The 25543-nt window shown below is 35.3% G+C and carries 24 protein-coding genes and 1 pseudogene; 3 read left to right on the forward strand and 22 right to left on the reverse strand.

Annotation, left to right across the window (positions count from 1 at the left end; genetic code table 11):
• Positions 1 to 1655: 1655 nt before the first annotated feature.
• The 12 genes from IPM71_16230 to IPM71_16285 all read right to left on the reverse strand — a co-directional run bounded on the left by IPM71_16230 (position 1656) and on the right by IPM71_16285 (position 13932).
• A complete protein-coding gene (locus IPM71_16230; protein QQS52877.1) occupies positions 1656 to 2324 on the reverse strand; it encodes a DUF2625 domain-containing protein in 669 nt (222 codons plus the stop codon).
• Between the two features lie 1512 nt (positions 2325 to 3836).
• A complete protein-coding gene (locus tag IPM71_16235; GenBank protein QQS52878.1) occupies positions 3837 to 4127 on the reverse strand; it encodes a helix-turn-helix transcriptional regulator in 291 nt (96 codons plus the stop codon).
• Between the two features lies 1 nt (position 4128).
• Entirely contained in the window at positions 4129 to 4473 is a 345-nt protein-coding gene (locus tag IPM71_16240) for a type II toxin-antitoxin system RelE/ParE family toxin (protein ID QQS51086.1), read from the reverse strand.
• A gap of 1027 nt (positions 4474 to 5500) precedes the next feature.
• The gene (locus IPM71_16245; protein QQS52879.1) at positions 5501 to 5791 is read right to left on the reverse strand and encodes a helix-turn-helix transcriptional regulator; all 291 of its coding nucleotides are present in this window, start codon (positions 5789 to 5791) and stop codon (positions 5501 to 5503) included.
• Positions 5792 to 5815: 24 nt separating this feature from the next.
• A complete protein-coding gene (locus IPM71_16250; protein ID QQS51087.1) occupies positions 5816 to 6136 on the reverse strand; it encodes a type II toxin-antitoxin system RelE/ParE family toxin in 321 nt (106 codons plus the stop codon).
• 214 nt (positions 6137 to 6350) lie between these two features.
• Entirely contained in the window at positions 6351 to 7448 is a 1098-nt protein-coding gene (locus tag IPM71_16255; GenBank protein QQS51088.1) for a S41 family peptidase, read from the reverse strand.
• Between the two features lie 163 nt (positions 7449 to 7611).
• Complete coding sequence (locus IPM71_16260) at positions 7612 to 8100, reverse strand: hypothetical protein (GenBank protein ID QQS51089.1); 489 nt, start codon at positions 8098 to 8100, stop codon at positions 7612 to 7614.
• A 161-nt stretch (positions 8101 to 8261) separates the two neighbouring features.
• Complete coding sequence (locus tag IPM71_16265; GenBank protein QQS51090.1) at positions 8262 to 8825, reverse strand: hypothetical protein; 564 nt, start codon at positions 8823 to 8825, stop codon at positions 8262 to 8264.
• A 457-nt stretch (positions 8826 to 9282) separates the two neighbouring features.
• Positions 9283 to 10518, reverse strand: coding sequence for a hypothetical protein (locus tag IPM71_16270; protein ID QQS51091.1), 1236 nt, complete (start codon positions 10516 to 10518; stop codon positions 9283 to 9285).
• The gene (locus tag IPM71_16275) at positions 10493 to 11020 is read right to left on the reverse strand and encodes a hypothetical protein (protein QQS51092.1); all 528 of its coding nucleotides are present in this window, start codon (positions 11018 to 11020) and stop codon (positions 10493 to 10495) included. The genes IPM71_16270 and IPM71_16275 overlap by 26 nt, the downstream gene beginning before the upstream one ends.
• A 14-nt stretch (positions 11021 to 11034) precedes the next feature.
• Positions 11035 to 12600, reverse strand: a complete 1566-nt coding sequence (locus tag IPM71_16280) for a hypothetical protein (protein ID QQS51093.1) — start codon at positions 12598 to 12600, stop codon at positions 11035 to 11037.
• A gap of 858 nt (positions 12601 to 13458) precedes the next feature.
• Positions 13459 to 13932, reverse strand: coding sequence for a hypothetical protein (locus IPM71_16285; protein ID QQS51094.1), 474 nt, complete (start codon positions 13930 to 13932; stop codon positions 13459 to 13461).
• A gap of 755 nt (positions 13933 to 14687) precedes the next feature.
• Between IPM71_16285 and IPM71_16290 the strand changes: the two genes are divergently transcribed.
• Together IPM71_16290 and IPM71_16295 are read left to right on the forward strand one after the other, a co-directional pair.
• Positions 14688 to 15272 carry a hypothetical protein gene (locus IPM71_16290; protein ID QQS51095.1) on the forward strand — a complete coding sequence of 195 codons (585 nt, stop codon included), beginning with the start codon at positions 14688 to 14690 and terminating at the stop codon, positions 15270 to 15272.
• Positions 15233 to 15622 (forward strand): carboxypeptidase regulatory-like domain-containing protein, encoded by a 390-nt coding sequence (locus tag IPM71_16295; GenBank protein QQS51096.1) that lies wholly within the window; start codon positions 15233 to 15235, stop codon positions 15620 to 15622. Before IPM71_16290 ends, IPM71_16295 begins: the two co-directional genes overlap by 40 nt.
• A 37-nt stretch (positions 15623 to 15659) precedes the next feature.
• On the opposite strand, the gene IPM71_16300 is transcribed toward IPM71_16295, so the two are convergent.
• From IPM71_16300 to IPM71_16340, 9 genes are all read right to left on the reverse strand, one after another.
• On the reverse strand, positions 15660 to 16577 hold the full coding sequence (locus IPM71_16300; protein ID QQS51097.1) for a WYL domain-containing protein: 918 nt from the start codon (positions 16575 to 16577) through the stop codon (positions 15660 to 15662).
• 27 nt (positions 16578 to 16604) lie between these two features.
• Positions 16605 to 17714, reverse strand: a complete 1110-nt coding sequence (locus IPM71_16305) for an AAA family ATPase (GenBank protein QQS51098.1) — start codon at positions 17712 to 17714, stop codon at positions 16605 to 16607.
• A gap of 79 nt (positions 17715 to 17793) precedes the next feature.
• Complete coding sequence (locus IPM71_16310) at positions 17794 to 18642, reverse strand: HNH endonuclease (protein QQS51099.1); 849 nt, start codon at positions 18640 to 18642, stop codon at positions 17794 to 17796.
• Complete coding sequence (locus tag IPM71_16315; protein ID QQS51100.1) at positions 18588 to 19505, reverse strand: DUF262 domain-containing protein; 918 nt, start codon at positions 19503 to 19505, stop codon at positions 18588 to 18590. Before IPM71_16315 ends, IPM71_16310 begins: the two co-directional genes overlap by 55 nt.
• Before the next feature lie 14 nt (positions 19506 to 19519).
• Positions 19520 to 19996: a 3'-5' exonuclease gene (locus IPM71_16320; protein ID QQS52880.1), complete on the reverse strand. Its 477-nt coding sequence runs from the start codon at positions 19994 to 19996 to the stop codon at positions 19520 to 19522.
• 6 nt (positions 19997 to 20002) lie between these two features.
• Positions 20003 to 20254 carry a hypothetical protein gene (locus IPM71_16325; GenBank protein QQS51101.1) on the reverse strand — a complete coding sequence of 84 codons (252 nt, stop codon included), beginning with the start codon at positions 20252 to 20254 and terminating at the stop codon, positions 20003 to 20005.
• A gap of 441 nt (positions 20255 to 20695) precedes the next feature.
• On the reverse strand, positions 20696 to 21592 hold the full coding sequence (locus tag IPM71_16330; GenBank protein ID QQS51102.1) for a hypothetical protein: 897 nt from the start codon (positions 21590 to 21592) through the stop codon (positions 20696 to 20698).
• Positions 21592 to 22596 carry a nucleotidyltransferase gene (locus IPM71_16335; GenBank protein ID QQS51103.1) on the reverse strand — a complete coding sequence of 335 codons (1005 nt, stop codon included), beginning with the start codon at positions 22594 to 22596 and terminating at the stop codon, positions 21592 to 21594. Before IPM71_16335 ends, IPM71_16330 begins: the two co-directional genes overlap by 1 nt.
• Before the next feature lie 764 nt (positions 22597 to 23360).
• On the reverse strand, positions 23361 to 23942 hold the full coding sequence (locus IPM71_16340) for an FRG domain-containing protein (GenBank protein QQS52881.1): 582 nt from the start codon (positions 23940 to 23942) through the stop codon (positions 23361 to 23363).
• A gap of 40 nt (positions 23943 to 23982) precedes the next feature.
• Between IPM71_16340 and IPM71_16345 the strand changes: the two are divergent.
• Positions 23983 to 25054, forward strand: a pseudogene (locus IPM71_16345) (IS3 family transposase).
• Positions 25055 to 25148: 94 nt separating this feature from the next.
• Here the strand turns inward: IPM71_16345 and IPM71_16350 are convergent.
• Positions 25149 to 25541 (reverse strand): hypothetical protein, encoded by a 393-nt coding sequence (locus IPM71_16350; protein QQS51104.1) that lies wholly within the window; start codon positions 25539 to 25541, stop codon positions 25149 to 25151.
• Positions 25542 to 25543: the final 2 nt, after the last annotated feature.

Consider the following 25543-nt stretch of genomic DNA (forward strand, 5'->3'; position numbering starts at 1 on the left):
AGCAAAACAACCCGTATTGCGTATACTGCTTGTTGCGTGCAGTGGGTTTTTGTTTTATTTCTTTGTTCTATCAATCCCAATAAACAGCTAAAGCGAAATATCCAAACAGTTTAGCGCAATTGGATTTTAAAATCCCGTTGTAGCTTAATTTTTAGAAATCTCACGTTTACGATAGCCTTTATAAATCAGCACATAAAAATCTACTTGCAGCCAGAAGTCAATTTGTGTTTGACTTATTTACTTGCACTGGAAGTCATAATATAAGTAGGAGAGAGGCTTTTTGTAATCCGTGTATTAAAATCTACTTGCAGTCAGAAATCAATTTGTGTCTGACTTATCTACTTGCACTGGAAATCACAATACGAGTAGTAGCGAGGCTTGTCAGAATTGGCTCTCCCAATAACTCTTAAATCATTAAATCATAGAGTTTTCATACGTTAAATACATATCCAGTAGCAAATCATAACAAACTTCTCAAATCCTATCGAGCGTTGAGTTCAAATGGTATCAGCATCATTGATTTCTTGCAGGTCAAATCAAAATAAAAGTGCAGCGATAGGAATCCTGATGCAGAAAGCTTAAAACGGAGTAAATACTTTTGCCGGGCTACAGAGTCAAATCAAGATGGGTTTATGTAATACCGAAGGATACCTATCGGTGTACTTTACTTTCATCCGATTTACAGGTGTCATGGTTTTGATGCCATTGCACGCAACGCCCAGCAGTATGCGCAGTGCGGGAACTTTGAAATGCCCGACTGTCAGAACTACTGAATGTTAATTGCTTGTACATGGCTCAAATATAGCAAAACAACCCGTATTGCGTATACTGCTTGTTGCGTGCAGTGGGTTTTTGTTTTATTTCTTTGTTCTATCAATCCCAATAAACAGCTAAAGCGAAATATCCAAACAGTTTAGCGCAATTGGATTTTAAAATCCCGTTGTAGCTTAATTTTTAGAAATCTCACGTTTACGATAGCCTTTATAAATCAGCACATAAAAATCTACTTGCAGCCAGAAGTCAATTTGTGTTTGACTTATTTACTTGCACTGGAAGTCATAATATAAGTAGGAGAGAGGCTTTTTGTAATCCGTGTATTAAAATCTACTTGCAGTCAGAAATCAATTTGTGTCTGACTTATCTACTTGCACTGGAAATCACAATACGAGTAGTAGCGAGGCTTGTCAGAATTGGCTCTCCCAATAACTCTTAAATCATTAAATCATAGAGTTTTCATACGTTAAATACATATCCAGTAGCAAATCATAACAAACTTCTCAAATCCTATCGAGCGTTGAGTTCAAATGGTATCAGCATCATTGATTTCTTGCAGGTCAAATCAAAATAAAAGTGCAGCGATAGGAATCCTGATGCAGAAAGCTTAAAACGGAGTAAATACTTTTGCCGGGCTACAGAGTCAAATCAAGATGGGTTTATGTAATACCGAAGGATACCTATCGGTGTACTTTACTTTCATCCGATTTACAGGTGTCATGGTTTTGATGCCATTGCACGCAACGGTTGATGGTTGCGAGTCGTGCGTGGAGTGCGGAGTGATCACCTATCAGTGTACAATGAGTTACATTTACGAGCCACCTGCTTTGCCCGCCCACCAAGGCCCGTATGCTCGCAGACCATGTGTTGCCAGCAGCTAACTATTTATTATTTCTATCATCAAAATATATACCCCATAATTCTTCTATTGGTACAGCTTTTTTGCTTGTATTATTTATATCTTTTCCCTCCTTTGTCCACAAAAAAGGAATAATATGCATCCCTTGGTTACCATCCATTTTTGAAATATCATCAATCCAGTTATCCCATCGATAACCCTTATAGAACTTATTTAAATCGCCTTGAAAGCAAAAAATCAGAAAGTCGGAATAGCTTAAATTTGTATTTTCCCAAGTTAAATTGTCAGGAGCAAAATAGAATACTTGACCAATAGAGTTCTTATCCAGTCCACCGGCATTTATGGCAAAAAACCCTCCCAGTACATCATCTGCTACCAGTAAAAAAGGAAGCTGCTCTCCAAATTTTCTGTATGTTTTATTTCTATTCCATTCCATAAGGCTTCTATTGAGTCTTTGTGAACCAGACCCTAGAATTCTTATCCATCCATTATCAACGAAAATTCCGCCAGTTTCATAAATTATAGCACCCATTGGTGACCGAGTTGTCACTTGGGCTTGATATAAAGCACTATCAGCTCTATCATTATCTTTAGGCAGAATCTCAACTTTATTTGTTGCATTTCCAATCCATTCAGATACTAATTCCCAGCCAGGTTCATTAGTATTTATCAAATCTTTTAATTCTCTCATCTTTGATTGCTGAGAATTTAGAGTCACAGTTAAGCAAAATCCAAAAAAAACAGTTAAAAATATTTTCATGTTATGATGATTATTTCAGTTGCTGGCAACGCCCAGCAGTATGCGCAGTGCGGGAATTTTGGAAAGCCCTACTGTCAGCCTTACTGAAAGTTAATTGCTTATACATGGCTCAAATATAGCAAAACAACCCGTATTGCGTATACTGCTTGTTGCGTGCAGTGGGTTTTTGTTTTAAAATTTTGTCCTTTTGTCCAAATAGATGGTGAAGGCTAAATATCCACGGTTAGTTAATGTCTTTTACAATTTTAAATCCCGATGAGAGCTTATTATTTAGAAATCCCACGTTTTCGATGACGTTTAAAAATCAGCGCATTAAAATCTGCTTGCAGCCAGAAGTCAATTAGTGTTTGACTTATTTACTTGCACTGGAAGTCACAATACGAGTAGGAGCGAGGCTCGTCAGAATTGGCTCTCCCAATAACTCTTAAATCATTAAATTATAGAGTTCTCACACATTAAAAACTGCACTAAATGCAAATCACAATCAAATTCTAAAAATCCTTCCGAGCGTTGAGTCCAAATGGTATCAGCATCATTGATTTCTTGCAGGTCAAATCAAAATAAAAGTGCAGCGATAGGAATCCTGATGCAGAAAGTTATTAAAGTGCACTAAGTCTTGTCGGACTATAAAGTCTTGTTAAAATCGAATCACATAATCCCGAAGGATACCTATCGGTGTACTTTACTTTCATCCGATTTCCAGGTGTCATGGTTTTGATGCCATTGCACGCAACGGTACGCCAATATGAGCAGGCTGGGATTAAAACCATCAACCCAAAAAACCAGCGATACCGCGGATTAAATATACAAACTTTTCTATTTCTGCAACACCCAGCTTGCTTATATTGGCTGTTATAGCCTGGTGGCGGCGTGTTAAAAGCGCAAACCTATATGGGCGCACAAGGTTTGGAACATCATTTTGCCCCCGGAACCGGATTTAATTGCTATCTCATCTATCTGCCGGGCATTTAATAGCTGCAGGACTTGTCAGGGTGCAAAGCAAAGTGGCGGAAAAGTTGTTTCAAAAACCATTAGCCAAACCATTGGCTCAGAGGCTGAGTAAATGGTTATTATTCAGCAGACAAAAGGCTTTATTGCCAAAAGAGCCAAAGCTTACTCATGGTTTTGGAATTGGTTTTTGAACTTTACCCAAGTTTTGTGACACTTTGCAATCCGTTACAATAGCGCTCCAATTAAATGAAGGGGTGGGACTGGGGCATGCAAAATGTGTTATCAAACCGGAGCTAACTTAGATGCACTATCAGTAAAATGACCTTAAAATTGGCAGGTGACACTTGGCTGTAACGCCCAGCAGTATGCGCAGTGCGGGAGTTTTGGAAAGCCCGACTGTCAGAACTGCTAAATATTGATTGCATGTACATGCCTCAAATATAGCAAAACAACCCGTATTGCGTATACTGCATGTTGCCTGCTGTAGCTTTTTTAACCAATTGAGATATTCAAATGCTTTCCTAATCCAGTTTCAATTAATTTATAATAAGTTGAAATCTGAATATCACTTTGTCCACGTTCAATTCTTGAAATATAGCTTTTTTTTGTTCCAGTCTTTTCGGCAAGTTCTTCCTGAGTCACATTAGATTCTTTTCTTGCTTCTTTTAACATTATTCCTAATCTGAATGCAAGTGAATCAGCATCGAACTTATCTCTCGATGGAGTGCCTTTTTTTCCATACTGTTCTTTTAATAAGTCTTCGAAATCAGTTACATTTTTCATCTTATTGTCCTCCATATTTTTCTTTCAAATACTCTTTTTTCAACTTCTCAGCCATTTTTATCTCCCTTTGTGGAGTTTTCTGTGTTTTCTTAAGAAAGCAATTTGTTAGTACAACAAGGTCTCCTTTGTCTTGAAAGCATAAAATCCGAATACTTTTAAAAGTCGTGATTACTCGAACTTCATAAATACCATCTGTGTTTTCAAGTAATTTGTAAAATTTCTTTGGTACATGCTTTTCAAATCTGACTAAATCAAGAACATATCCAATTTTCTCTTTAATCTTTGAATCCTGGCTCTTGTAAAAGTCCACAAAGTTATCCTTGTATGCAATTACTTTTCTAATCATGACACAAAGTTAACTAATCAGTTTACTTATTCAAAATCAAATCAAGATTATTTTTGCTGTTAGTGTCTCCCGCTATAGCAGGCAACGCCCAGCAGTATGCGCAGTGCGGGAACTTTGAAATGCCCGACTGTCAGAACTACTGAATGTTAATTGCTTGTACATGGCTCAAATATAGCAAAACAACCCGTATTGCGTATACTGCTTGTTGCGTGCAGTGGGGTTTTTGTTTTATTTCTTTGTTCTATCAATCCCAATAAACAGCTAAAGCGAAATATCCAAACAGTTTAGCGCAATTGGATTTTAAAATCCCGTTGTAGCTTAATTTTTAGAAATCTCACGTTTACGATAGCCTTTATAAATCAGCACATAAAAATCTACTTGCAGCCAGAAGTCAATTTGTGTTTGACTTATTTACTTGCACTGGAAGTCATAATATAAGTAGGAGAGAGGCTTTTTGTAATCCGTGTATTAAAATCTACTTGCAGTCAGAAATCAATTTGTGTCTGACTTATCTACTTGCACTGGAAATCACAATACGAGTAGTAGCGAGGCTTGTCAGAATTGGCTCTCCCAATAACTCTTAAATCATTAAATCATAGAGTTTTCATACGTTAAATACATATCCAGTAGCAAATCATAACAAACTTCTCAAATCCTATCGAGCGTTGAGTTCAAATGGTATCAGCATCATTGATTTCTTGCAGGTCAAATCAAAATAAAAGTGCAGCGATAGGAATCCTGATGCAGAAAGCTTAAAACGGAGTAAATACTTTTGCCGGGCTACAGAGTCAAATCAAGATGGGTTTATGTAATACCGAAGGATACCTATCGGTGTACTTTACTTTCATCCGATTTACAGGTGTCATGGTTTTGATGCCATTGCACGCAACGCCCAGCAGTATGCGCAGTGCGGGAGTTTTGGAAAGCCCGACTGTCAGAACTGCTAAATATTGATTGCATGTACATGCCTCAAATATAGCAAAACAACCCGTATTGCGTATACTGCATGTTGCCTGCTGTAGCTTTTTTAACCAATTGAGATATTCAAATGCTTTCCTAATCCAGTTTCAATTAATTTATAATAAGTTGAAATCTGAATATCACTTTGTCCACGTTCAATTCTTGAAATATAGCTTTTTTTTGTTCCAGTCTTTTCGGCAAGTTCTTCCTGAGTCACATTAGATTCTTTTCTTGCTTCTTTTAACATTATTCCTAATCTGAATGCAAGTGAATCAGCATCGAACTTATCTCTCGATGGAGTGCCTTTTTTTCCATACTGTTCTTTTAATAAGTCTTCGAAATCAGTTACATTTTTCATCTTATTGTCCTCCATATTTTTCTTTCAAATACTCTTTTTCAACTTCTCAGCCATTTTTATCTCCCTTTGTGGAGTTTTCTGTGTTTTCTTAAGAAAGCAATTTGTTAGTACAACAAGGTCTCCTTTGTCTTGAAAGCATAAAATCCGAATACTTTTAAAAGTCGTGATTACTCGAACTTCATAAATACCATCTGTGTTTTCAAGTAATTTGTAAAATTTCTTTGGTACATGCTTTTCAAATCTGACTAAATCAAGAACATATCCAATTTTCTCTTTAATCTTTGAATCCTGGCTCTTGTAAAAGTCCACAAAGTTATCCTTGTATGCAATTACTTTTCTAATCATGACACAAAGTTAACTAATCAGTTTACTTATTCAAAATCAAATCAAGATTATTTTTGCTGTTAGTGTCTCCCGCTATAGCAGGCAACGTTCACCGGTATGGCCAGTAAGGGATTGCGGGTGAATCACCTATCAAGTTACGACGAACTTTGAGGCGGGTTACAAACCTTAGCATACCACTGAAACCCTTATTGGCTATACCGGTTGTTGGCCACAGTTAATTATTTTTACTTAATATCTCTATTGCTTTCAAAATTAAAGGGTCATAATTGTTTTTCAAATCTTCAATCCTATTATACATCTCAATGTTTGCTGGAATACCTTCTCTCTCATAGCAAATTTTATTAGCGTCATATATTCTCTCATTTGAAAGAGTTCCCCAGACATTTTCACTTTCATTAATAGTATAATTCATAGTATTAGAAAAAATGCCTTTTGTCCTTGAACCAATTATTGAAACATTAGGTAAATCCTTTACTCCAATTAAAAAGTTTTCAGCAGCACTCGCCGTCTTACAGTTTGTCAATATTACGATAGGGTTAAGAAAACGCAGTGATTTATCTGGCCTTAGCGAATAAGGTATCAATTCAGAAAAACTTTCATGATCTCCATTTAATCTTGTACTTAAATAATAGGTAATTCTTTCTTTATCCAAAAATCTGGTCGCTAAATAATTGCTCCAGTCATTTCCTCCATTATTATTCCTCAAATCAATGATTAATGCTTTTTTATCAATCATATTTGTTAAGATTGAATCAAATAAATTAGTTGAATTAACACTATCAGGAATTAATAAATTATCATCAAATAAAGCCTCTATTTTCCCATAGCACCGACTAATCCTGATGTATCCAATATCATTGGACTTTGCCTGATAAAACAAAGAAATCCCTTTTTCAACAGGTCCGAGTCCTTGTATGTTATCAAAATTACTCATTGTAAGAGTATGATTGCATACTGCCCACAAACTGTCTTTTAGTATTCTGTTCGGAAATTCAATGTCGAATGAGCACTTATAGGTAGTTTTAAAAATTAACGAATCGCCTTTATAAATATAAGAGTGACAATCGTTCAATAATTCTAACATTTCTTTAAAAATGTTTATTAATTCATTTTCAGTAGTCTTTGGAGTAACTTTTTTTCGAAACAAGTCGTGTTGTTGTTTCCAATCGATTGCATATAAATTAAAAAAGGCATAATTATCTTCATATGCTTGCCAAACGTTCTCAAATGATTTTTCTGGTTCACTTAATCCTTGAGAATAAGCAAAATTAGAAAATAGAGAGAAGCAAAATATCAAAATCAATATTCTCATGTTTTGTCGTTTTTTTAATTGTGGCCAACGTTTGACAATATGGCCTGAAAGGGTTTGCGGGTGATTTCCTATCAAATTGCACGAAAAATTGAAGCGGGCTACAACCCTTCGCATACCACGAAAACCCTTTTTGGCTATATTGTGTGTTAGCACCAGTAATTTTTTATTTTATTATTTTGAATACAATAAGTCCAAATAGAATAATCAATCCAATAAGTAAAAAAAGCTTTAATTCTTTTGTCCAAATTGCTGGTTTTAAAGAATTATCCTTTTCACAATTAGTTTTTATTAAGTCAATGAAATCCTTTGAATTACTGTATTCCTTTATGCTAATTTGCTCGATTTTATTATTTATTTTAATCAGAATACCTTTCATCGTATTCCATGTCATTTCCCATTCAAAATCCAGATATTTAATTTTAGTCAATTCAATCTCGTATCGTTTATTTAAAAATGGTTTTTTTATTATTAGAATCTTATCACGCAATTCTATTGTTTTTATTCTTCCCACTATCAACGTCAAATATCCTAATCCTATCCAAAGAAGGGTAGTCCCAGTAATAATTCCCATAAAATCTATTGAAGTCAAAAAACTTTTATAAATCACAAATATCCCAAATGAGATAAATCCGACTATAAAAATCGCTATCATAGTCAACAAAATCAATATTCTTATGCTGTGTCGTGTCTTCATATTATTGGTGCTAACGTTGGCGGTATGAAAAGTTGCCGATTGCGGGCGATTCACTATCCAGTTACACAAAAGTTGAAGCGGGCTACAACCCTTGAATAACCTAATGACCCGGCAATTTTTTATACCGCGTGTTGGGCACCGTTTTTATTCATTTTTTCTGTTATTATCTCCATTATCTCAGTTAGATTCGATGTTAACCAATTCGATGTAATACTCACAGGAGTCTTATGAGATAAATTATTCATTTTTAATAGAAATCTGTTTAGTCCTTTCGCTTCTCTTAAAATCCTTGTCGGGTTTTCAATAAAAATCAAAAGAAACATATTTCCACGAACCTGATTATGAAATTTAATTCCTCGAATCTCATCCCATTCTATAAATTGTCCTCGATTTGGTCCGACATTAATGTTAATTCCTTTGTCATTAATTATTAATCCCTGATTATTCAAAAGCAGTTTTCTAATTCCCGATATAATTGATAGTCCAAAAACTGTTGTCAAAATGGAAATCCCTGCCAGTAAAAATGTCCTATCAAATCCAGTAGGCATTTTTAAAATCTTTGTAATAGCAAACACTGCAATCGATAAGAGTCCAAATGCAATAAATGTCATTATGAAAGATTTAATTTTACTAATCCCAATTACTATTTCATCTTTATCAACTCTCATAAATTTGGTAGTCAAAATTCTATATTTTTCTCACTTATCAATATTGCAGTCTGTGTGCTCAAATGGTGCCCAACGGTCTGCGGTATGCGCCGTAGGGGATTTCGGAGCTGCGTCCCTATCACACGTTACAAACCTTGATGCGAGATGAAACGCTTGATAAACCACTAAAACCCCTATGGCATATGACCGCTTGTTAGCGGCTGGGCATCATTCTATTGTCAATTTCCCATTTTTATTTACTATCAGTTTTATATATTGTCTATCACCTTTAAATGTAATTTTTGAGGTTAAAATCAATCCAGATTCTGTTTCTGTATTAAAGTCGTAAGAGCCTTGATTTATGATTGTAACTGGTGTTGTCTCGTTAACCAAAATCGTATCAAAAAAAACTGCTCCAACTTTTGTCTGATACAAAGGCTCAAAATACTCATTACTAATTGTAAATTGATAAGAATCAATATCCTCCGAACAGCTATTTAGAAATATTAAGCATATTGAAATAATTGTAATAACCGCAGTCCTTATACCAATCGAGTGTTTTATAATAATCATAATATTTATAATTAGATGAATCGGGAACATATATACTCAATCCCGAAAAGCTTTTTATTTCAAGTTCGTCTAATATTGTTTGAGTTGATGCTTTAAATATAACTACTTCATTTAATGTTCTTTTAAAATCTTCAAGCGTTTTTGAATTAGTAGTTGAATTGCACATAAAGTCCTCTACATCAAACAGAAAATTTGCTTTGTTGACTGTATATTGTTGAATTTCTGAAATATTGACCTGTTTCAAATTGTTTGTATCATTCATAATTAGAGATACTTGGTTTGCCAACCCCCTTAGCTTTGAAGTTTTTATTATGGAAACGGTTGCCGATTTTAGGGCATTTGAAAGTGTATCATAAGAAATAAAAAAATCATTTGCCACTTTTTTATAATTAACATTTTGCTCAAACAATTCTCCCGTAATTTGTTTGTATGGATATCCTGCCGATAAAACTTCAGTTGCCGAGGACAAAATATAATTTGCGTTATCTTTAAGTTCATAAGCAACTTCTATTGAACCCATATAACAGGCATCAAAAATAATAAAGTCAAAGTGTACAGGTAGAGAACTTTTTAATTCTTTGATATTTAGTTCACCTTTACCATCCCTACCAAACGACTTAGTTAATGGTAACTGTTTTAAACTATTACCTAAAAAAGTATTTTTTACTTCGCTTATTTTTGTACCCTCTGGGTACCATGCTGTACCGTGAGACCAAAGTATCAAACCGTAACTTTGAGCAGGATATTTATTTATGATGTCGGATAAAACACTGAACATAACAGCTCCATTAGCAGAATTTTGCTCGCCATAAACAAAAGTAATTTCGCTTGAAATAGTTTCAGTTGTATCTTTTGATATTTTGTAAACAATAGGATGTGAGGGCGTTGCTCCCTCTGCCCTGTCCGCATAAACAATCATGTTGCCGTTAAAACCATTATCAAAGCCAGCTTCCATTTCGTTAATATCCTTGACAGAAAAATAATCGAGATTATTATCGGCAATCATGTACACGATAACTGTCCTCAATGGAAGATTATCGCTTAATTCATCCTTTTGACAGGAGCTTAAAACCAAAATGACAATAGAAAAACAGAGGCAAAGCAATTGCTTTGCCTCTGTAGCATAGCTATTAATGACCTTTGTACCACCAATCATGCAATCTTACCTTTTTTACGGTTTCACCTTTAGAGAACTCCAAATAACAAGGGTAGTTGATGCTTTTTAAATAAGTTAAAACGCTATCTTTTGCTAGTTCCTTGCAATATGAACACTCGTTTTGAGCATTCTCGGGTTCCCATACAAAAAACACTCTGCAAATGGAATCTGACAATAAAAGTTCATTATCAAATATAGTGGCTCTTGTTGTTGAATCATTTTGAGTATTAATTTCCAAAAAATTATCAGGGCCTAAACCATCTGGCCAATCAATGGTATGAACTTCTTTAAAGAACGGCAAGGTGACAGATTCGGTTACAGTAACATTTTCTTTAGGCAATTCAACCCCAGCAGGTCGCTCTAAATAGGATATTGTTATAATTCTTCCAGTATCTCCAGTGATATAAATGTAATACCAATCATCTTTGCCAGCACCTATTTTATCCTCACAGGACAATAGGAAAAAACTGCTTAATGTTATTAAAATAAACATTGCTTTCATATATTTCCCTCTTGTTAGTACAACCTGATTACACCATACTGTAAATCGAAAGTAAGCTTATCGTTTTTCCAGTATGGTTCATAACCATTGCTTGATGTAGTTGCGCCATTGTCTTGCACCAATAACCATTTATTAGTCCTAATACTACCACCAAAAAGGGTGATACGCTTACGGAATATTTTTATTACAACATCCCAATTCCAATATTCATATTTTGAACCAAAAGCAACTATATAATGCGAAAAGGTATTGACCATACATATAATCGGTAACTGGGTATTGCGTATATGCTGATGGCCAAGTGGCTCAAGACTCAATAAACTAAAATGTGAAGGCCAAACAGAATATTTTCCATTTGTAACAGAAGTAAGAGCAACACTTAAACCGAATGGTAAAGTTGGTCCATTTTGATTACCTGTCAGCCAAGGCCACAAATATAAACCACCATTATTGGCAAGTTTTGCATATAAGCCACCATCAATCGAATTGCTAACAGAATTTACCCAATCAGGGTCTAAATCATTTTGGCGTTTATCATTATCGCTATCACCATCATCGTTAAAATCATAATAACCCTTTGAACCACTTGTAAATCTACCTTTCGCATTATAAAATCCAGTCTCTCCAGCTAAAGGCAGATTAGTTCCATTATAACTAGTGTATTGCCCCCTGTAAACCCATGCTAAAGCACTTGGCCCACACCATCCGCTCCAGCGAGTGTTGCGCATAGCAGTTGTATTGTATGCAGGTATCCTGTATTCATCGTAGGTTGTCCAGCTTCCTTTACTTTCATTAATAGCTGATGCAATTTCTTCATCGCTCATTGATTCAAGCTCGGCTTTTAATGTGTCTATTAAACTCCAATATTTCTCAGCATATTCCTGATTCAATGCGTCCTTTTGTTCAACACCTGATATAATCAACTCTAAATCGGTTATTTCCAATTTTTCTTTTTCATCCTCGGTTAAAGATAATAAAGCGTCAATCATGCCTTGTGCATCTTCTGATACTATTTCTGTTACTGATTTACCAGTCTCAGGGTCAATAACTGCCGAAGGTTCATCACCTGATTTTCCAGGAACACCAAGTAAAATCCTTGATGGATAGCCTCCGCTAATCATTCTATAACTGCCTCCTTTTGTGGTTAGGTTGGAATAATCACGAACATAAGGTAAAACATGGGACACTGCGGCATCTGTTTCTTTTTGGGCACAGGCAGTTACAGTTCCTAATGCTTTTCCTGATTCGTCAGTAACAATAAATTCGTAATACTTTGCCCTTGACTTACCATCAAAAACAACAACAGGCTTTTCAGATAATTTTGTGCCATTCCAGTTCATGGATTCTTTTATACCAAGTTCCATTTCTAACACAGCAAGTTTACGCGCAGTTTTGTAAGGAACATTGTCAGGATTTGAACCTATTTCATAGAGTGTTGCATCGTCTGAGAACGGAATGTCCGAAACATTTACACTACCTTTTGATGAAATATTTGTATCGCCAACAAGCATTTCATCTTTGTTGCAAGAACTAATTATAGCCAAAGCAATGAATACTAAAAGAAATTTTAATTGTTTCATAAAGATTTTAATTTTAAAAGTTTAACATAAATTGGACATAAATCAAAACATAAAGATTATTAAAAATCTGATGGTCTTTGTTTTTCGTTTTTTTCATTATCAATGTTTATTTAGTTCATTAATGGCACTGCGGTTTTTCCTGCCTTGCCGCTAACGGTACGCCAATATGAGCAGGCTGGGCTTAAAACCGCCAACCCAAAAAACCAGCGATACCGCGGATTAAATATACAAACTTTTCTATTTCTGCAACCCCCAGCTTGCTTATATTGGCTGTTATAGCCTGGTGGCGGCGTGTTAAAAGCGCAAAGCTATATGGGCGCACAAGGTTTGGAACATCATTTTGCCCCCGGAACCGGATTTAATTGCTATCTCATCTATCTGCCGGGCATTTAATAGCTGCAGGACTTGTCAGGGTGCAAAGCAAAGTGGCGGAAAAGTTGTTTCAAAAACCATTAGCCAAACCATTGGCTCAGAGGCTGAGTAAATGGTTATTATTAAGCAGACAAAAGGCTTTATTGCCAAAAGAGCCAAAGCTTACTCATGGTTTTGGAATTGGTTTTTGAACTTTACCCAAGTTTTGTGACACTTTGCAATCCGTTACAATAGCGCTCCAATTAAATGAAGGGGTGGGACTGGGGCATGCAAAATGTGTTATCAAACCGGAGCTAACTTAGATGCACTATCAGTAAAATGACCTTAAAATTGGCAGGTGACACTTGGCTGTAACGGTGGTGGTATGAGAAGCTGCCGATTGCGGGCGAATGATTTATCAAGCTAAACGAGTGTTGATGCGGGTGATGAACCTGAAAATTGCGCAACTCTCGGCAGTTTTTTATACCACGTGTTGGGCGCTGCCTTTTATTTATTTACTCGTTTTCTATAAAAATAATTAATTCCCAAAAATGAAAATCCTAAAACGAAACATATTATCATAATAGTCAAAGATTCTTTCTTTTTCATTTCAAATGCAATCAAAATTTTGCCATTCGCCTCAATTTGGTATATTATTAAGTGTTTGGGGAAGAATATTCTTTTTTTATAATAAATCTTTATGAATTCTCCAGGTTTTAAAAAATTTTCAAGTTCTGTGTGGTCAGTAAAAAATTCACTCTTATTGTCATTAAGTTTAATTGCAAAATTATTTCTTTCAATTCTTGTATCATATATCCTATTTTCAATCATTGATAAGTCTTTCAAATCTGCAATTAAAATTTCTATTTTATAAAAAGAGAATCCAATTAGCATTAATCCAAGCATAGGAAATAAAACAAGAGGTCCAAACTTGTATCTATCGATGTAAATTAAATCCGAAATTTTTTTAGAAAAATTCATTGTAGGTCAAGTTTTCGTTTTTTCAAGGTTGCGCCCAACGTTTGGCGGTATGCGCCGTAGGGGATTTCGGAGCTGCGAACCTATCACCCGTTACGAACTTTGATGCGAGTGACACCGCTTGCCTTACCACTAAACCCCCTATGGCGTATGACCGCGTGTTAGCGCCTGGCCTTTTTTATTTTTTGTCTTATTATCAGTCAAATATAATCAATCTTTTCAATCGAAGCACTACCCTTTCACGGTGCGTTGGGGCGGGACGGGCTGGAAGGCTCTTTTGCAGCCTTTGGATTGCAGGGTCGGTCTGAGGGGGCTGCAAATGTGCCTTACAGCGAAGGGAAGGGAGCGTTGGCGTGCCACTGAACTATCCTTCTTTATATTTTAATCCTTATCGCAAAGGTATCAACGGAGAGCGAAAGGGTTTTAATCCACAGCGAAAGGTATTTGATTTAAAGCGAAGACATTTTAATGCTCCTCGAATGGATTTTAATAGTTATCATAGAGCGATTGATGATGATAAACTGTGTTTTAATGGTAATCATAACACGATTGATAATAATCATAAGGCGATTAATGGCAATCATACGAGTTTTAATTAAAATCATAGCGATTTCAATGGTAAACATGGCCGATTAAATGACATGCAAAATAATTTTGATGGTATTGCATAATTTTTATAACTTGCTCAGCGTTATTTTGATAGTTCATTTTTTACAATACTTAATCCATATTGTTTAACCCTTCAAAAATTAAAAAGTATGAACAATTATCAAGAAAGCAAACTTAGCATGTATTTGGTCGTTCGTGATTATATGACCGCCAATGCAACAATCCTGACCCCACTGCCTAATTTCGCAACAAATCAGACCGCTTTTCAAAATGCGATTACTCAAATTCAGGCAAGCGGAGAACTGCAAAACTTTGATAAAACTGGTATTGCAGGAAGTAAAAGTCAGTTAAAACAAACCCTTGTTACACTTGCTGCGGATAGCTCCCGAAAACTTACTGCTTATGCCAAGTTTACAAGCAATCAAACCTTATTGAGCGAAATAAATTATAGTGAAAGCGACCTGAAACGCCGTGCAGATACCAATTTGAAAGATGCTGCACAGGGAATTTATGACCGTGCCCAGCCTATTGTTGCTTCGTTAGCCACTTATGGCATTACTGCTGCCACCCAAACAGCTTTATTAAATGCTATTAATGCTTTTAATACTGCTATTCCTAAACCAAGATTGGGGATTACTGAGAAAAACAATCTACCACGCAGCTTGCTGCGCTCTTTAAAACTGCCGATACCGCTTTGGAAAATATTGATACGGCTGTTGAAATTATTCGTTTGACTCAAGTTAATTTTTATAATGGTTACAAGGCTGCCCGTAAACTTGTTTTAACTGGCGGTGGCAGTGTTTCTGTAAAAGGTATTGTTACCGATGCGAATAGTGGCGAACCTTTAAAATCGGTTACATTGAAATTTTCGACAAACGGAACAACTTCAAAACTTAAAGCTGCCAATGGCAATAGCGATTTAACCAAGAAAACTGCCGATAAAGGTGGTTTTATGATAAAAACGCTTGCAGAAGGTACATATCAGGTTACTATTACCAAACCGGGTTATAAAGAGCAAATTGTAACTGTGAATGTAAGTGATGGAGAAATGAGTGTTTTAGATATAAAACTCGATAAAGCATAGCAAAACAAGCCCCGCGAAGCGGGGTTTTGTTTTTATATCATGTTTTATTTTTCTCAGTATTGTAAATTTTGTACATATCCTTAACAACACCTGTCATTTTATCAATCAGACTTTTGGGTTGGATAACTTGTAAGTTTGCCCCGTAAGATAGCAGTTCCATTAATAAATCGTGGGTTTCATATAAATAAAGGCTTATTCTCAATTCGGTTTCATTGTCAATAAGAATCTTTTGAGATTCATGCAACGGATAAGATTTAATGTATTTCCCTTGAAATGGCTCAAATGATAACACTATTTCTTCAGGGTCGGAATCATCGGAAGTGATAATACCATAGCAATTTTCAAAATAATCATTGGGGTTTAAATTGGCTGGATAATTATATTTCTTTTTTGTTATTTCAAGCCCGTGAATCCTGTCAAGGGCGAATGTTTTTGTATAGTTATCCTTAAAATCTTTGCAAAGTAAATACCAACGTCCTTTAAATTCCTTCAAAGCGTATGGCTCAACCTCTCTTGTCGTTTGGTTTGTTTCGTAAAATTTTTGATAATCCATTCGAACAACCAAACGGTTTTTTATTGCATGAAGTAATCCGTAAATATGCTCTGTACCTAAAGAACAACGTTTTTCCAAAAGGACAAAAGGAGTTAATTGTTGCCCTGTGCTTAATGAATTAAATATGTCGAAAGCCTCCATCATTCTGTTATTAAAACCAGAATGCTCATCTTCCTCAATATAATACTGGTTTAAATTATTACAATGAATATCAATATTGAAAATGGAGCGGATTTCGTTTAAATCACGCTGAAATGTCCGCAATGAAATGTTTTTCGGGGAATCCATTATATCAAATTCCCTTTCGATATAGTCGTTTATCTCATTAAAGGTTGCAAACTTAGAATTTCTAAGCTTTTTGATTATCAATAAGAACCTAATTATGTAATCTCGTTTTGACATTGTTTGAATAATTAAGTCGTTAAATATTTAAGCAACCGTAAAGCCAACTGATTTAACAGGTACATTTTCGAAACTTTGCTCCTCAATATTGTAAATATCGGAAACAGTCATTGGCTTGTCTATAATTACATCCTTCCCGATTTTATAAGCTAAAGCCTGAGCCTTATTAATTTCGAGTTCTTTAAACTCGTAGCGGGCAAGTAATCTTCCTTTACGCAAAATAGCATCATCAATTTTCTTAATCCCTGCATTGAAGGTACAAATTACATTGACCGACAAAGCATCAGAAAGCAAACCATCACCAAGATTTAACAGATTTGATAATGCAGAGGCATTATTATGTCCATTTTCACGAGGAACAAGAAGGCTCTCACAATCTTCTAATATTAAAACGGAATTAGGCTGGTCAGAAATAAACGGCAAAAACTCAGGTGAGTTTAAAGCCTCAATCATATTTAAAGGGAAATAGATAAATTTTCGCTCAATCTGACTGATTAAATGACGCAAATAATACGTTTTGCCCGAACCATACTTGCCATGAAGCAATACAAGACCGTTTTTTATTTTTGTTTTTAAAGAATCGAATATTAAATCATGGATGCCAATAAAGTCGTTGTTATAATGCGTTTGAATGTCTATATCAAAAGGTTTAACATCAAAATCAGCAAGGTCAAAAGAACCTTTCGAATACTGAACCATGTGAAATTTTCTTGCCACCGTTTGCGCTACCTTAAAACTATCGACTATTTTAATAATCTCATGCCGTTCTGCTTCTGAAACAGCGGAACCATAAATAATATCTATGCAATCGTCAATTATTCCAAAAAACAAACCATCCTTGAGTATTAGCAATACTTCGGAACGTTCATAATTGATTTTATAAGAATCTTCTTCAAGAGTCCTATCAATTCTCAATATATGTTTTGAATCAACATTATATTTTTGAATCAGGCATTTTATCAATTCTTCGTTATTGACAGCGTGCCTGATTCTATATCTTGAAAAATATTCGCCAAAAAGATGGATAAATAATTTACCCCAGTGTAAATCTTCTGTAATATCACTGCCAAACAAATCGTAATTCTTTCGCAATTGAAGCGATTGTATGAATTTGTCTTGAAATAAATCGGTATTCATTTGTCTATATTTTAATTTATAGTACAAATTTAGACCGAGGCAATGACAGAACATGACGCTGAAAAATAATTCAATGTGCTTACAAATTAATTTTCCAATTGTTTATGGCAAAATTCAAAATCTCATTGTGTCGTTCCTGTATTTCGGATTCAGTCCATTGACCTTTTAACTTAATAATATCCCCTACAACTTTTTGAGATAGCAACGTGGAGTTCTGAAATCCGTCTGCTTTATCAACAGGGCTGTCATTATTAAGCTGGGCGTTTTTCCCTAAAGTCATTAAAACCAAATTGCCCAAATTATTTAAAAAGTCGTTTTTAAACTCCTCTGAATAGGTCGTGTATTCTGGGTTCTGTGGGGTAATATGTTCAATTGTATTATCCCATTTTTTAGAACCAATTTTATTCAGGTATTCGCTGGCTTTCATAGGAACAACTTTATGTTTGTTCCTTAAATGGTTTTCGTATTTCCAAAGCAAATAGCGAGTTGTAGAATTATAATGGTTTTTACCTTTTAAGTATGCCATAAAATTCTGGTCAAATTGCCAGTACCATTTGAACCCTGAATTTGAAGAAGCAACAAGTTTACTCTTTAAATCTTCGGAATTGCCAGTATAATGTTTAGCATAAGAATGAAAATCGTTTGTCCGATAATCGCCGTAGCTATAAACCATTTTGAAAAGAGTAATTTCCATTAAATGAAACAAATCCTCGTATTTTTCAATATTTGAAGGGTCAGCGATTTTATTATGATAGTGGAATATCTTTAATAGTAAAGGCCAACTGTTGTAGGCATCGAGTATTAAAACATCGCCAATATAACTGTTATCATTGGCTCGTTTTTCAATGATTTCAACATTGATAAATGTATTTTTCAGACTTGTACAAAAGTCTTTAATCCATTGCTCCTTATCAGACGCATTGGACAACTCTTTTTAATATTATCAACCGGATTTTCCCAACCTTTCAGAAACCCTGTGCTGTAATGGTTTAATACCTGGTCTTCATCAAGCTTTTCAATCCGTTCAGTTTGTTTATAAATATCGGCAAATTCATTTTCAACAAATTTAATTGCATCAATAGGGTTTATTTCGGCTGCATTGAGATAGATTTGATACATCAGAAAAGCTTTTAGCTTTTCAAGATTGGTTAAATCTTTACCTCGGTCATTTTGAAATGCAAATATTTGAGTTGCCTGTACCTTGTCTGACACCTCAAATGTTGTAACTACTGCTTCTTCAACTGTTTTTTTCCATCTCAACAATTCGGATGTCGGCTCTTTTTGAAAAATCTCATTGAAATATTCCCAAGCATCGTGAATTTTCTTTTTGGAATCTGTGTCGGCTACGATTTCCTGATTAGCGTTTATTATTAAGTTCTCAAAATAATTATCGTCGTAATCTACTGTTTTGAATTTGCGTTTTTTACCAATACAGAGATAAACCTCCCGAACACGCCAAAGCTCTACTTTATCGTTATTACTATCAATTATCTTTTCTCTAAGTTTTTCCCTATCCTCTAAACATTTAATCAGGCTGCTAAAGAATATAACTATACTTGTCAATCGCTGCTGACCATCTATAACCCAATATTTATTTTCATTAAACTCGTCCTTTTCAAACAGGAAATGACCAAAAAAATATTTCTTTTTCGGGTTTTGTTCTTTTAAATCTGTAATAAACTGTTTGATTTGCTTATCCTTTTCCCAAGAATAGGCTCTTTGGTAAGGTGGTATTGCGAATTGAACGTCTGTATCGACAAACAATTTACGAATAATTGATTCTCTATCCATCTTTAAGAAGTTTGTTAATTGTTCTTTATATGCTGCAAAAATAGCTTTGCACATGCCAAAGCATCAGACAAAGCATCGTGATGATTAAGTTCTATACAATATTCTTCGCAAAGCGAAGCAAGATTAGCTCCATAAATCCGATATGTACAATGTTTATCGTACTCGGGAACACACAAATTATAGTATTCAAGTGTTTGTTTTATACAATGAAAATCGAAAGAGAATCCATTATGGGCAACAACATGTTGCCCCGTTATGTATGGTTCTATTTGAGGCCAAACAATATCAAATGTTGGGGCGTTTTCGGTATCCTCTGGAGTAATCCCATGAATATCAATAAACCTATCCCAATAATAATTATGGGGAGGTTGCACAAGCAAATTGATTTGCTTAACAATCTCCCCATTCTCAACTCTAATCAAACCGACTTGGCAAATACTCCAACGGTAGCCTTGAGCCGTTTCAAAATCAATTGCTGTAAATGAGTTTATCATAAACTACATAGCAGGTTCATGTTTACCTTTATGCGAACCGTTTGGATGACGTGGGCAGGTATTGGCTGTTAAACTGGAAATAGATGAAGCTTTTGAACCACAATATTTACATTCATATTGAGATTTTTCAGCACCTTCATATAGTGCATGTTTACCCTTATGTGAGCCAAGTGGGTGTCTTGGACATGTGTTTGCTGTTAAACTTGAAATTGTAGAGGCACTTGAGCCGCAATACTTACATAAAACTTTTGCCATAATTATGTTTTTTAAAAATTGCCTACTATTATCAGGTTTCGGCTATCCTGTTTTGATTTCAAAAATATTAATCGACTACGCCAGAACATGACGTTTAAATTATTATTTGTCATTTTATCAACTTATCAGTTTAGCACGAACCTATCAACGAAGCGGGTGCGGTGGGAAGAAAGCAAGTGTTTGGCAGCGAAGCGAGGCTTGCAGGGAAGGGCTGCCAAACTTTTGCTTTGTGCGCTGGGTCTTTCTCTTTTTCTTTCATTTTCATCCGTTATCATGGTCGCTGGTCTTTTTTTAGGCTTGGCGCTAACGGCTGACGCTATGGCAAGTGCGGGAATAGATTGCTGCTCAACTGTCTGCCAGCACAAATGTATATAAAGATTTCAAATGTTTCAACGAACACGCAAACCCGCATTTGCTATAGCGTTTGTTATGCACAGTTTTTTATTGTCTGTTTATTTCATTTACAAGTTGGCCGACAGAATAGTAAGTCTGCATTTCTAATTTGTCACGAAGTTTGTCATAGACAAAGTCAGGAATAAGTGGACTTCCTTTTCTGTTAAGATAGATCCCATCTTGTATTTGTCTTATGGCTTCATCGCTCACTGTATTGCCTGCAACCAAATCATTCCAAGTCGCATTTATTAGACTATTTAATTGCTCAAGGTTTTTGATTGAATCATTATTAGTCAACATATTTTTATGTGTCCATTGAATTATTGGAACAGCAGGGAAAATTACAGTTAATAATACTTTACGAAGTGTTATGTCAGAGAATATAGTAAAAACCAATATCATGAGTATAGTTGTAACTCCGATTGTTAAAATGAAATTGCCATATTTTTTCCTTATGCTTGAATCGTAGTTACAATTTGTCTTTTGACAGATTATCTTTCCTGTTTTTTCTGAAACGGTCGCAATTGCAGGTTCGTACCAATTTATTAGTTTAGATAAATCCTTTTTTGATTTATGTATTGTATGATACTTGAATATTTCGTTGTATTCAGGTTTGTCTAGACATAGAATGCTATTCCAAGCAATATCCAATACATAAGTATCAAAAAACTCTTGAATTTTTGCAGCTTTTTCTTTCAATCCACTAATATGTTTTTCCAAAAGATTATCCACAATTACAGCAAACAAACTTACTGTAGCAATTACTAACGTAAAATCTACCTTACTAAAGATCATTTGGGCAAATGATAATAAGACAAGACTAATAACAGTAATGAATATTTGTAAATAGAAAAGTCGTTTAGCTAGAGAATAGATTTCTCTCTGTGCCGATAACTTTTCTATGTTTGAACTTTCGTTCTCTTTTGTTAAGATATTGTTACTCATTATTCTTCGTATTTAGGGAATTCATTTCCAAATATTTCTCTCCATTTGTTGATTGAACCTCTCATATCATTACGCTTTTCCATTTCTCGTGCATTAAAAGCAGTTACGTAATCATTATATGCCTTTTCTGATATTTTAACTTTATCCTCATGCGACAAATTATTGATATTACCTTGGATTCCTTTTGGATCATTGATTGTATTGTAGACTCGTGTATGCAAATCTAAGAAAACATTGACAAGTTCAATATCCGCATATTTTGAAGCCTTTGTCGTTCTACCGATATAGTATTCAATAATCATATTTTCTAACAAATATGAGCTCATTGTAGGCATTGTCGCTCGTTTGTTCCAATATTTCACAGACCTTATTACATTTAAAATATTCCCATCATGCGAGGTATTGAGAGCGGATAATCTGTCACGATCAATTCTAGGGTCAGTTTTCTTCCAATTACCTTTACCATCAGGAATTATATAGTAAGTTCTTCCATCTAATTCTGGTGTGGTAAAAAAGCATGGAACAATGTCAAACACCCAATCGTAAGAGTTCAAGTTCAACGTAGCAGCTTCTAAATTCCTTTTAATATCTGCGCTTCTATACTGAGGGATATCAACTAACTTAAGGACAAAAGCATTAATTATTTTTCTGGAGTTTAAAATTGCTGTTCCATCATTCCTGTATTCTAAAAATCTTGATGCAGTTTCAGGAACTATCATTTCGATTCTATCAAAATACTCAGAATAAGTACAACCATTAGCTTTTAAACAAATCATCATATCAATATCATCTAATGGCCTTTTCTTCGTCCTTCTTGTAAGTGAACCATAGAAAATATTTTTTTCAGTATAAATATCTGGAAACTTTTCGTCTTTGCTTGGGAATGAACCTATTTGACCAACTAGCCAGTCTCGACTACCACGTGCCTTTTTAGTTTGATCAGGATCAAGATTAACAGAATTATTCAAAAAGTCATTAAATGCTCCAATTACAGTTGTTGCCATATAATTATTGTTATATTATTGAAATTGCGTTTTTGTCTTAAAATTGTGCATAACGGTACGCCAATATGAGCAGGCTGGGCTTAAAACCGCCAACCCAAAAAACCAGCGATACCGCGGATTAAATATACAAACTTTTCTATTTCTGCAACCCCCAGCTTGCTTATATTGGCTGTTATAGCCTGGTGGCGGCGTGTTAAAAGCGCAAACCTATATGGGCGCACAAGGTTTGGAACATCATTTTGCCCCCGGAACCGGATTTAATTGCTATCTCATCTATCTGCCGGGCATTTAATAGCTGCAGGACTTGTCAGGGTGCAAAGCAAAGTGGCGGAAAAGTTGTTTCAAAAACCATTAGCCAAACCATTGGCTCAGAGGCTGAGTAAATGGTTATTATTCAGCAGACAAAAGGCTTTATTGCCAAAAGAGCCAAAGCTTACTCATGGTTTTGGAACTGGTTTTTGAACTTTACCCAAGTTTTGTGACACTTTGCAATCCGTTACAATAGCGCTCCAATTAAATGAAGGGGTGGGACTGGGGCATGCAAAATGTGTTATCAAACCGGAGCTAACTTAGATGCACTATCAGTAAAATGACCTTAAAATTGGCAGGTGACACTTGGCTGTAACGTTTTATGGTAGCGAGTCGTGCGGGATTTCGAAGCTGTTTCTTATCAGTTTACTACCTGTCTTTTTTACGAGCCCCAAACGCCCGCAAACCTCGGAAACCCGCATGCTCGCTGACCATGTGTTAGGTTTTCGTTGCTTCTACAGATGTTTCCATCTTGCAATTAGAGTTTCACTTATCTTATCAAGATTTGGCATTAATTGTGCCTGATTAATATCTTCCTTTTCAAGCAAAACTAATAAATTATCAGCTTCACTCTTTGCTAATTCTATTTTATAAAGAATCGGATTTTCTAATTCAATTTCTTTTGTTTCAATGTCAATGGTTTTATCCAAACTTGGAAATTCATGATATTTTAAATAGAAATCTTTTATTTTTCCATCAATTCTTGTAAAAACTCCTTTTTGAGATTTTATGTATTCATTTCCATGATTAAAATCAAAAAAGGTATTTATAGCAAACAGTTTATTTTCATTTGTACTCCAAACTTCTGAATATCTTTTTTTATTAAAAGCCCAAATACATATGTTTTCAAATTCTTCTTCATTCCTATATTCTCTGCCGACTGCAAAATATGCTGCAAATACAGGGTCAGTAGTCCAATCTAAAAGTCTAGTTGGGATTCCATGATGTTGAGCAAGAGGAAAATGGTCTTTAAGAAAAAAATCAGAAGAATGTTGAACTTTATCAGAATATGATGGTGAAAGCTTCCCCCAAAACAGTAGCGATTAAAAATATAGTTTAATCGTTAACTTTGGTAGAATGAAAACAACAAAATTTACAGAGAGTCAAATCATCAAGATTCTGAAAGAGCAGGACCAAGGCAAGAGTGTTTCGGATATCTGCCGGGAGCATGGTATAAGCCAACCAACTTTTTATCAGTGGAAATCAAAGTATTCAGGGATGGAGGTAACCCAGTTGAAAAGACTTAAGGAACTGGAACGAGAACTTTCGCAATACAAGAAGATTGTAGCTGAACAGGCGTTGCATATCACGGTTTTAAAAGATGTAATTGAAAAAAGCTCTAAGGCCTGCAGAGAAACGGGAATTGGTAACCTATGCTCAACAAAGGCACACGTTGAGCATTCGGCAGGCCTGTGTGCTATTTAATATATACCAGAGTGTATATTATTATCAACCCATTGCGGGGAATGATCAGGAAATTAAGGACAAGCTGGCAGAACTAGCAGAGGTTCATCGCCGGTGGGGATTTTGGATGATGCACTATCACCTGCGGCAATTAAATCATTTCTGGAACCATAAAAGAGTTTATCGGGTTTATACCGAGATGAAGCTTAACTTGAGAAGAAAATGTAAAAGAAGGCTGCCATTGCGCCCGCAGGAGTCCTTGTTACAGCCGCTATTACCTAACTTAACCTGGAGCATGGATTTTATGCATGATGTGCTTAATAACGGAGTTAAATTCAGGACATTTAATGTAATCGATGATTTTAACCGGGAAGCTTTGACTATCACCTTAGGTACAAGTATTACAAGTCTGCGGGTAATCAGGGAACTGGAACGATTAATCGACTGGAGAGGCAAACCCGAACACATAAGGGTTGATAATGGGCCGGAATTTATCGCCCAGGCTATGGAAGACTGGGCAAACGATAAGAATATAAAACTCAAGTTTATTCCCAAAGGAAAACCGCATAGAAATGGTTATGTAGAGCGATTCAACAGAAGCTATCGTGAAGAAGTTCTGGATAGTTACCTATTTGAAAACATCCGACAGGCACAACTAATCTCAAATGCATGGCTATGGTCTTACAATAATGAGCGACCCCATAGTTCGCTGATGTACCACACTCCGGTATCATTCCTATTGAAATATGGAAAACTTCACCGCCCACAAGGCCCAACAAAGTTTCCCACATTTCAACAGGACATAAACATTAATTTAAAAAGTTTAATTTTAAATGCTACTAATTAGGGGAAGCTTTCAATGGCGTATGAAAATTCTTTTCCGGTATTTTAAAACCTAAAATCCTTGCCAAATTTGTGAAATCAGCCACAGCCTTAATTTCCGCTTGCGTTTGTAACATGAATTTTTTTTCAAATTCATTAATGTCTTGGTCTTGGTAATCTTGTGAATCATCAATTTTCTTTATTAATGGGTCTAATGTAGTATTTGGCTCTCTCCAAGCAGATGGTTTTAAATTCCAATTACTGTTCCATTGACCACGAAAAATCCACTCACATTTTTCATAGTTTTCATTCCACCAAAAATCATTAGATTTTCTAATAAAATTCAAATATTCTCTCGCATTAAAAGGAATGGATTTATCTGTACAATTAATAATTTTAATGGCATTCATTT

The organism is Bacteroidota bacterium (assembly GCA_016699695.1).
Lineage (GTDB): Bacteria > Bacteroidota > Bacteroidia > Bacteroidales > UBA10428 > UBA10428.

Excerpts from the sequence above, each read along its gene's own strand:
- IPM71_16230 (QQS52877.1), bottom strand. The coding sequence starts at position 2,324 with ATGAGAGAATTAAAAGATTTGATAAATACTAATGAACCTGGCTGGGAA.
- IPM71_16235 (QQS52878.1), bottom strand. The coding sequence starts at position 4,127 with ATGAAAAATGTAACTGATTTCGAAGACTTATTAAAAGAACAGTATGGA.
- IPM71_16240 (QQS51086.1), bottom strand. The coding sequence starts at position 4,473 with ATGATTAGAAAAGTAATTGCATACAAGGATAACTTTGTGGACTTTTAC.
- IPM71_16245 (QQS52879.1), bottom strand. The coding sequence starts at position 5,791 with ATGAAAAATGTAACTGATTTCGAAGACTTATTAAAAGAACAGTATGGA.
- IPM71_16250 (QQS51087.1), bottom strand. The coding sequence starts at position 6,136 with ATGATTAGAAAAGTAATTGCATACAAGGATAACTTTGTGGACTTTTAC.
- IPM71_16255 (QQS51088.1), bottom strand. The coding sequence starts at position 7,448 with ATGAGAATATTGATTTTGATATTTTGCTTCTCTCTATTTTCTAATTTT.
- IPM71_16260 (QQS51089.1), bottom strand. The coding sequence starts at position 8,100 with ATGATAGCGATTTTTATAGTCGGATTTATCTCATTTGGGATATTTGTG.
- IPM71_16270 (QQS51091.1), bottom strand. The coding sequence starts at position 10,518 with ATGATTGGTGGTACAAAGGTCATTAATAGCTATGCTACAGAGGCAAAG.
- IPM71_16275 (QQS51092.1), bottom strand. The coding sequence starts at position 11,020 with ATGAAAGCAATGTTTATTTTAATAACATTAAGCAGTTTTTTCCTATTG.
- IPM71_16280 (QQS51093.1), bottom strand. The coding sequence starts at position 12,600 with ATGAAACAATTAAAATTTCTTTTAGTATTCATTGCTTTGGCTATAATT.
- IPM71_16285 (QQS51094.1), bottom strand. The coding sequence starts at position 13,932 with ATGAATTTTTCTAAAAAAATTTCGGATTTAATTTACATCGATAGATAC.
- IPM71_16290 (QQS51095.1), top strand. The coding sequence starts at position 14,688 with ATGAACAATTATCAAGAAAGCAAACTTAGCATGTATTTGGTCGTTCGT.
- IPM71_16300 (QQS51097.1), bottom strand. The coding sequence starts at position 16,577 with ATGTCAAAACGAGATTACATAATTAGGTTCTTATTGATAATCAAAAAG.
- IPM71_16305 (QQS51098.1), bottom strand. The coding sequence starts at position 17,714 with ATGAATACCGATTTATTTCAAGACAAATTCATACAATCGCTTCAATTG.
- IPM71_16315 (QQS51100.1), bottom strand. The coding sequence starts at position 19,505 with ATGGATAGAGAATCAATTATTCGTAAATTGTTTGTCGATACAGACGTT.
- IPM71_16325 (QQS51101.1), bottom strand. The coding sequence starts at position 20,254 with ATGGCAAAAGTTTTATGTAAGTATTGCGGCTCAAGTGCCTCTACAATT.
- IPM71_16330 (QQS51102.1), bottom strand. The coding sequence starts at position 21,592 with ATGAGTAACAATATCTTAACAAAAGAGAACGAAAGTTCAAACATAGAA.
- IPM71_16335 (QQS51103.1), bottom strand. The coding sequence starts at position 22,596 with ATGGCAACAACTGTAATTGGAGCATTTAATGACTTTTTGAATAATTCT.
- IPM71_16350 (QQS51104.1), bottom strand. The coding sequence starts at position 25,541 with ATGAATGCCATTAAAATTATTAATTGTACAGATAAATCCATTCCTTTT.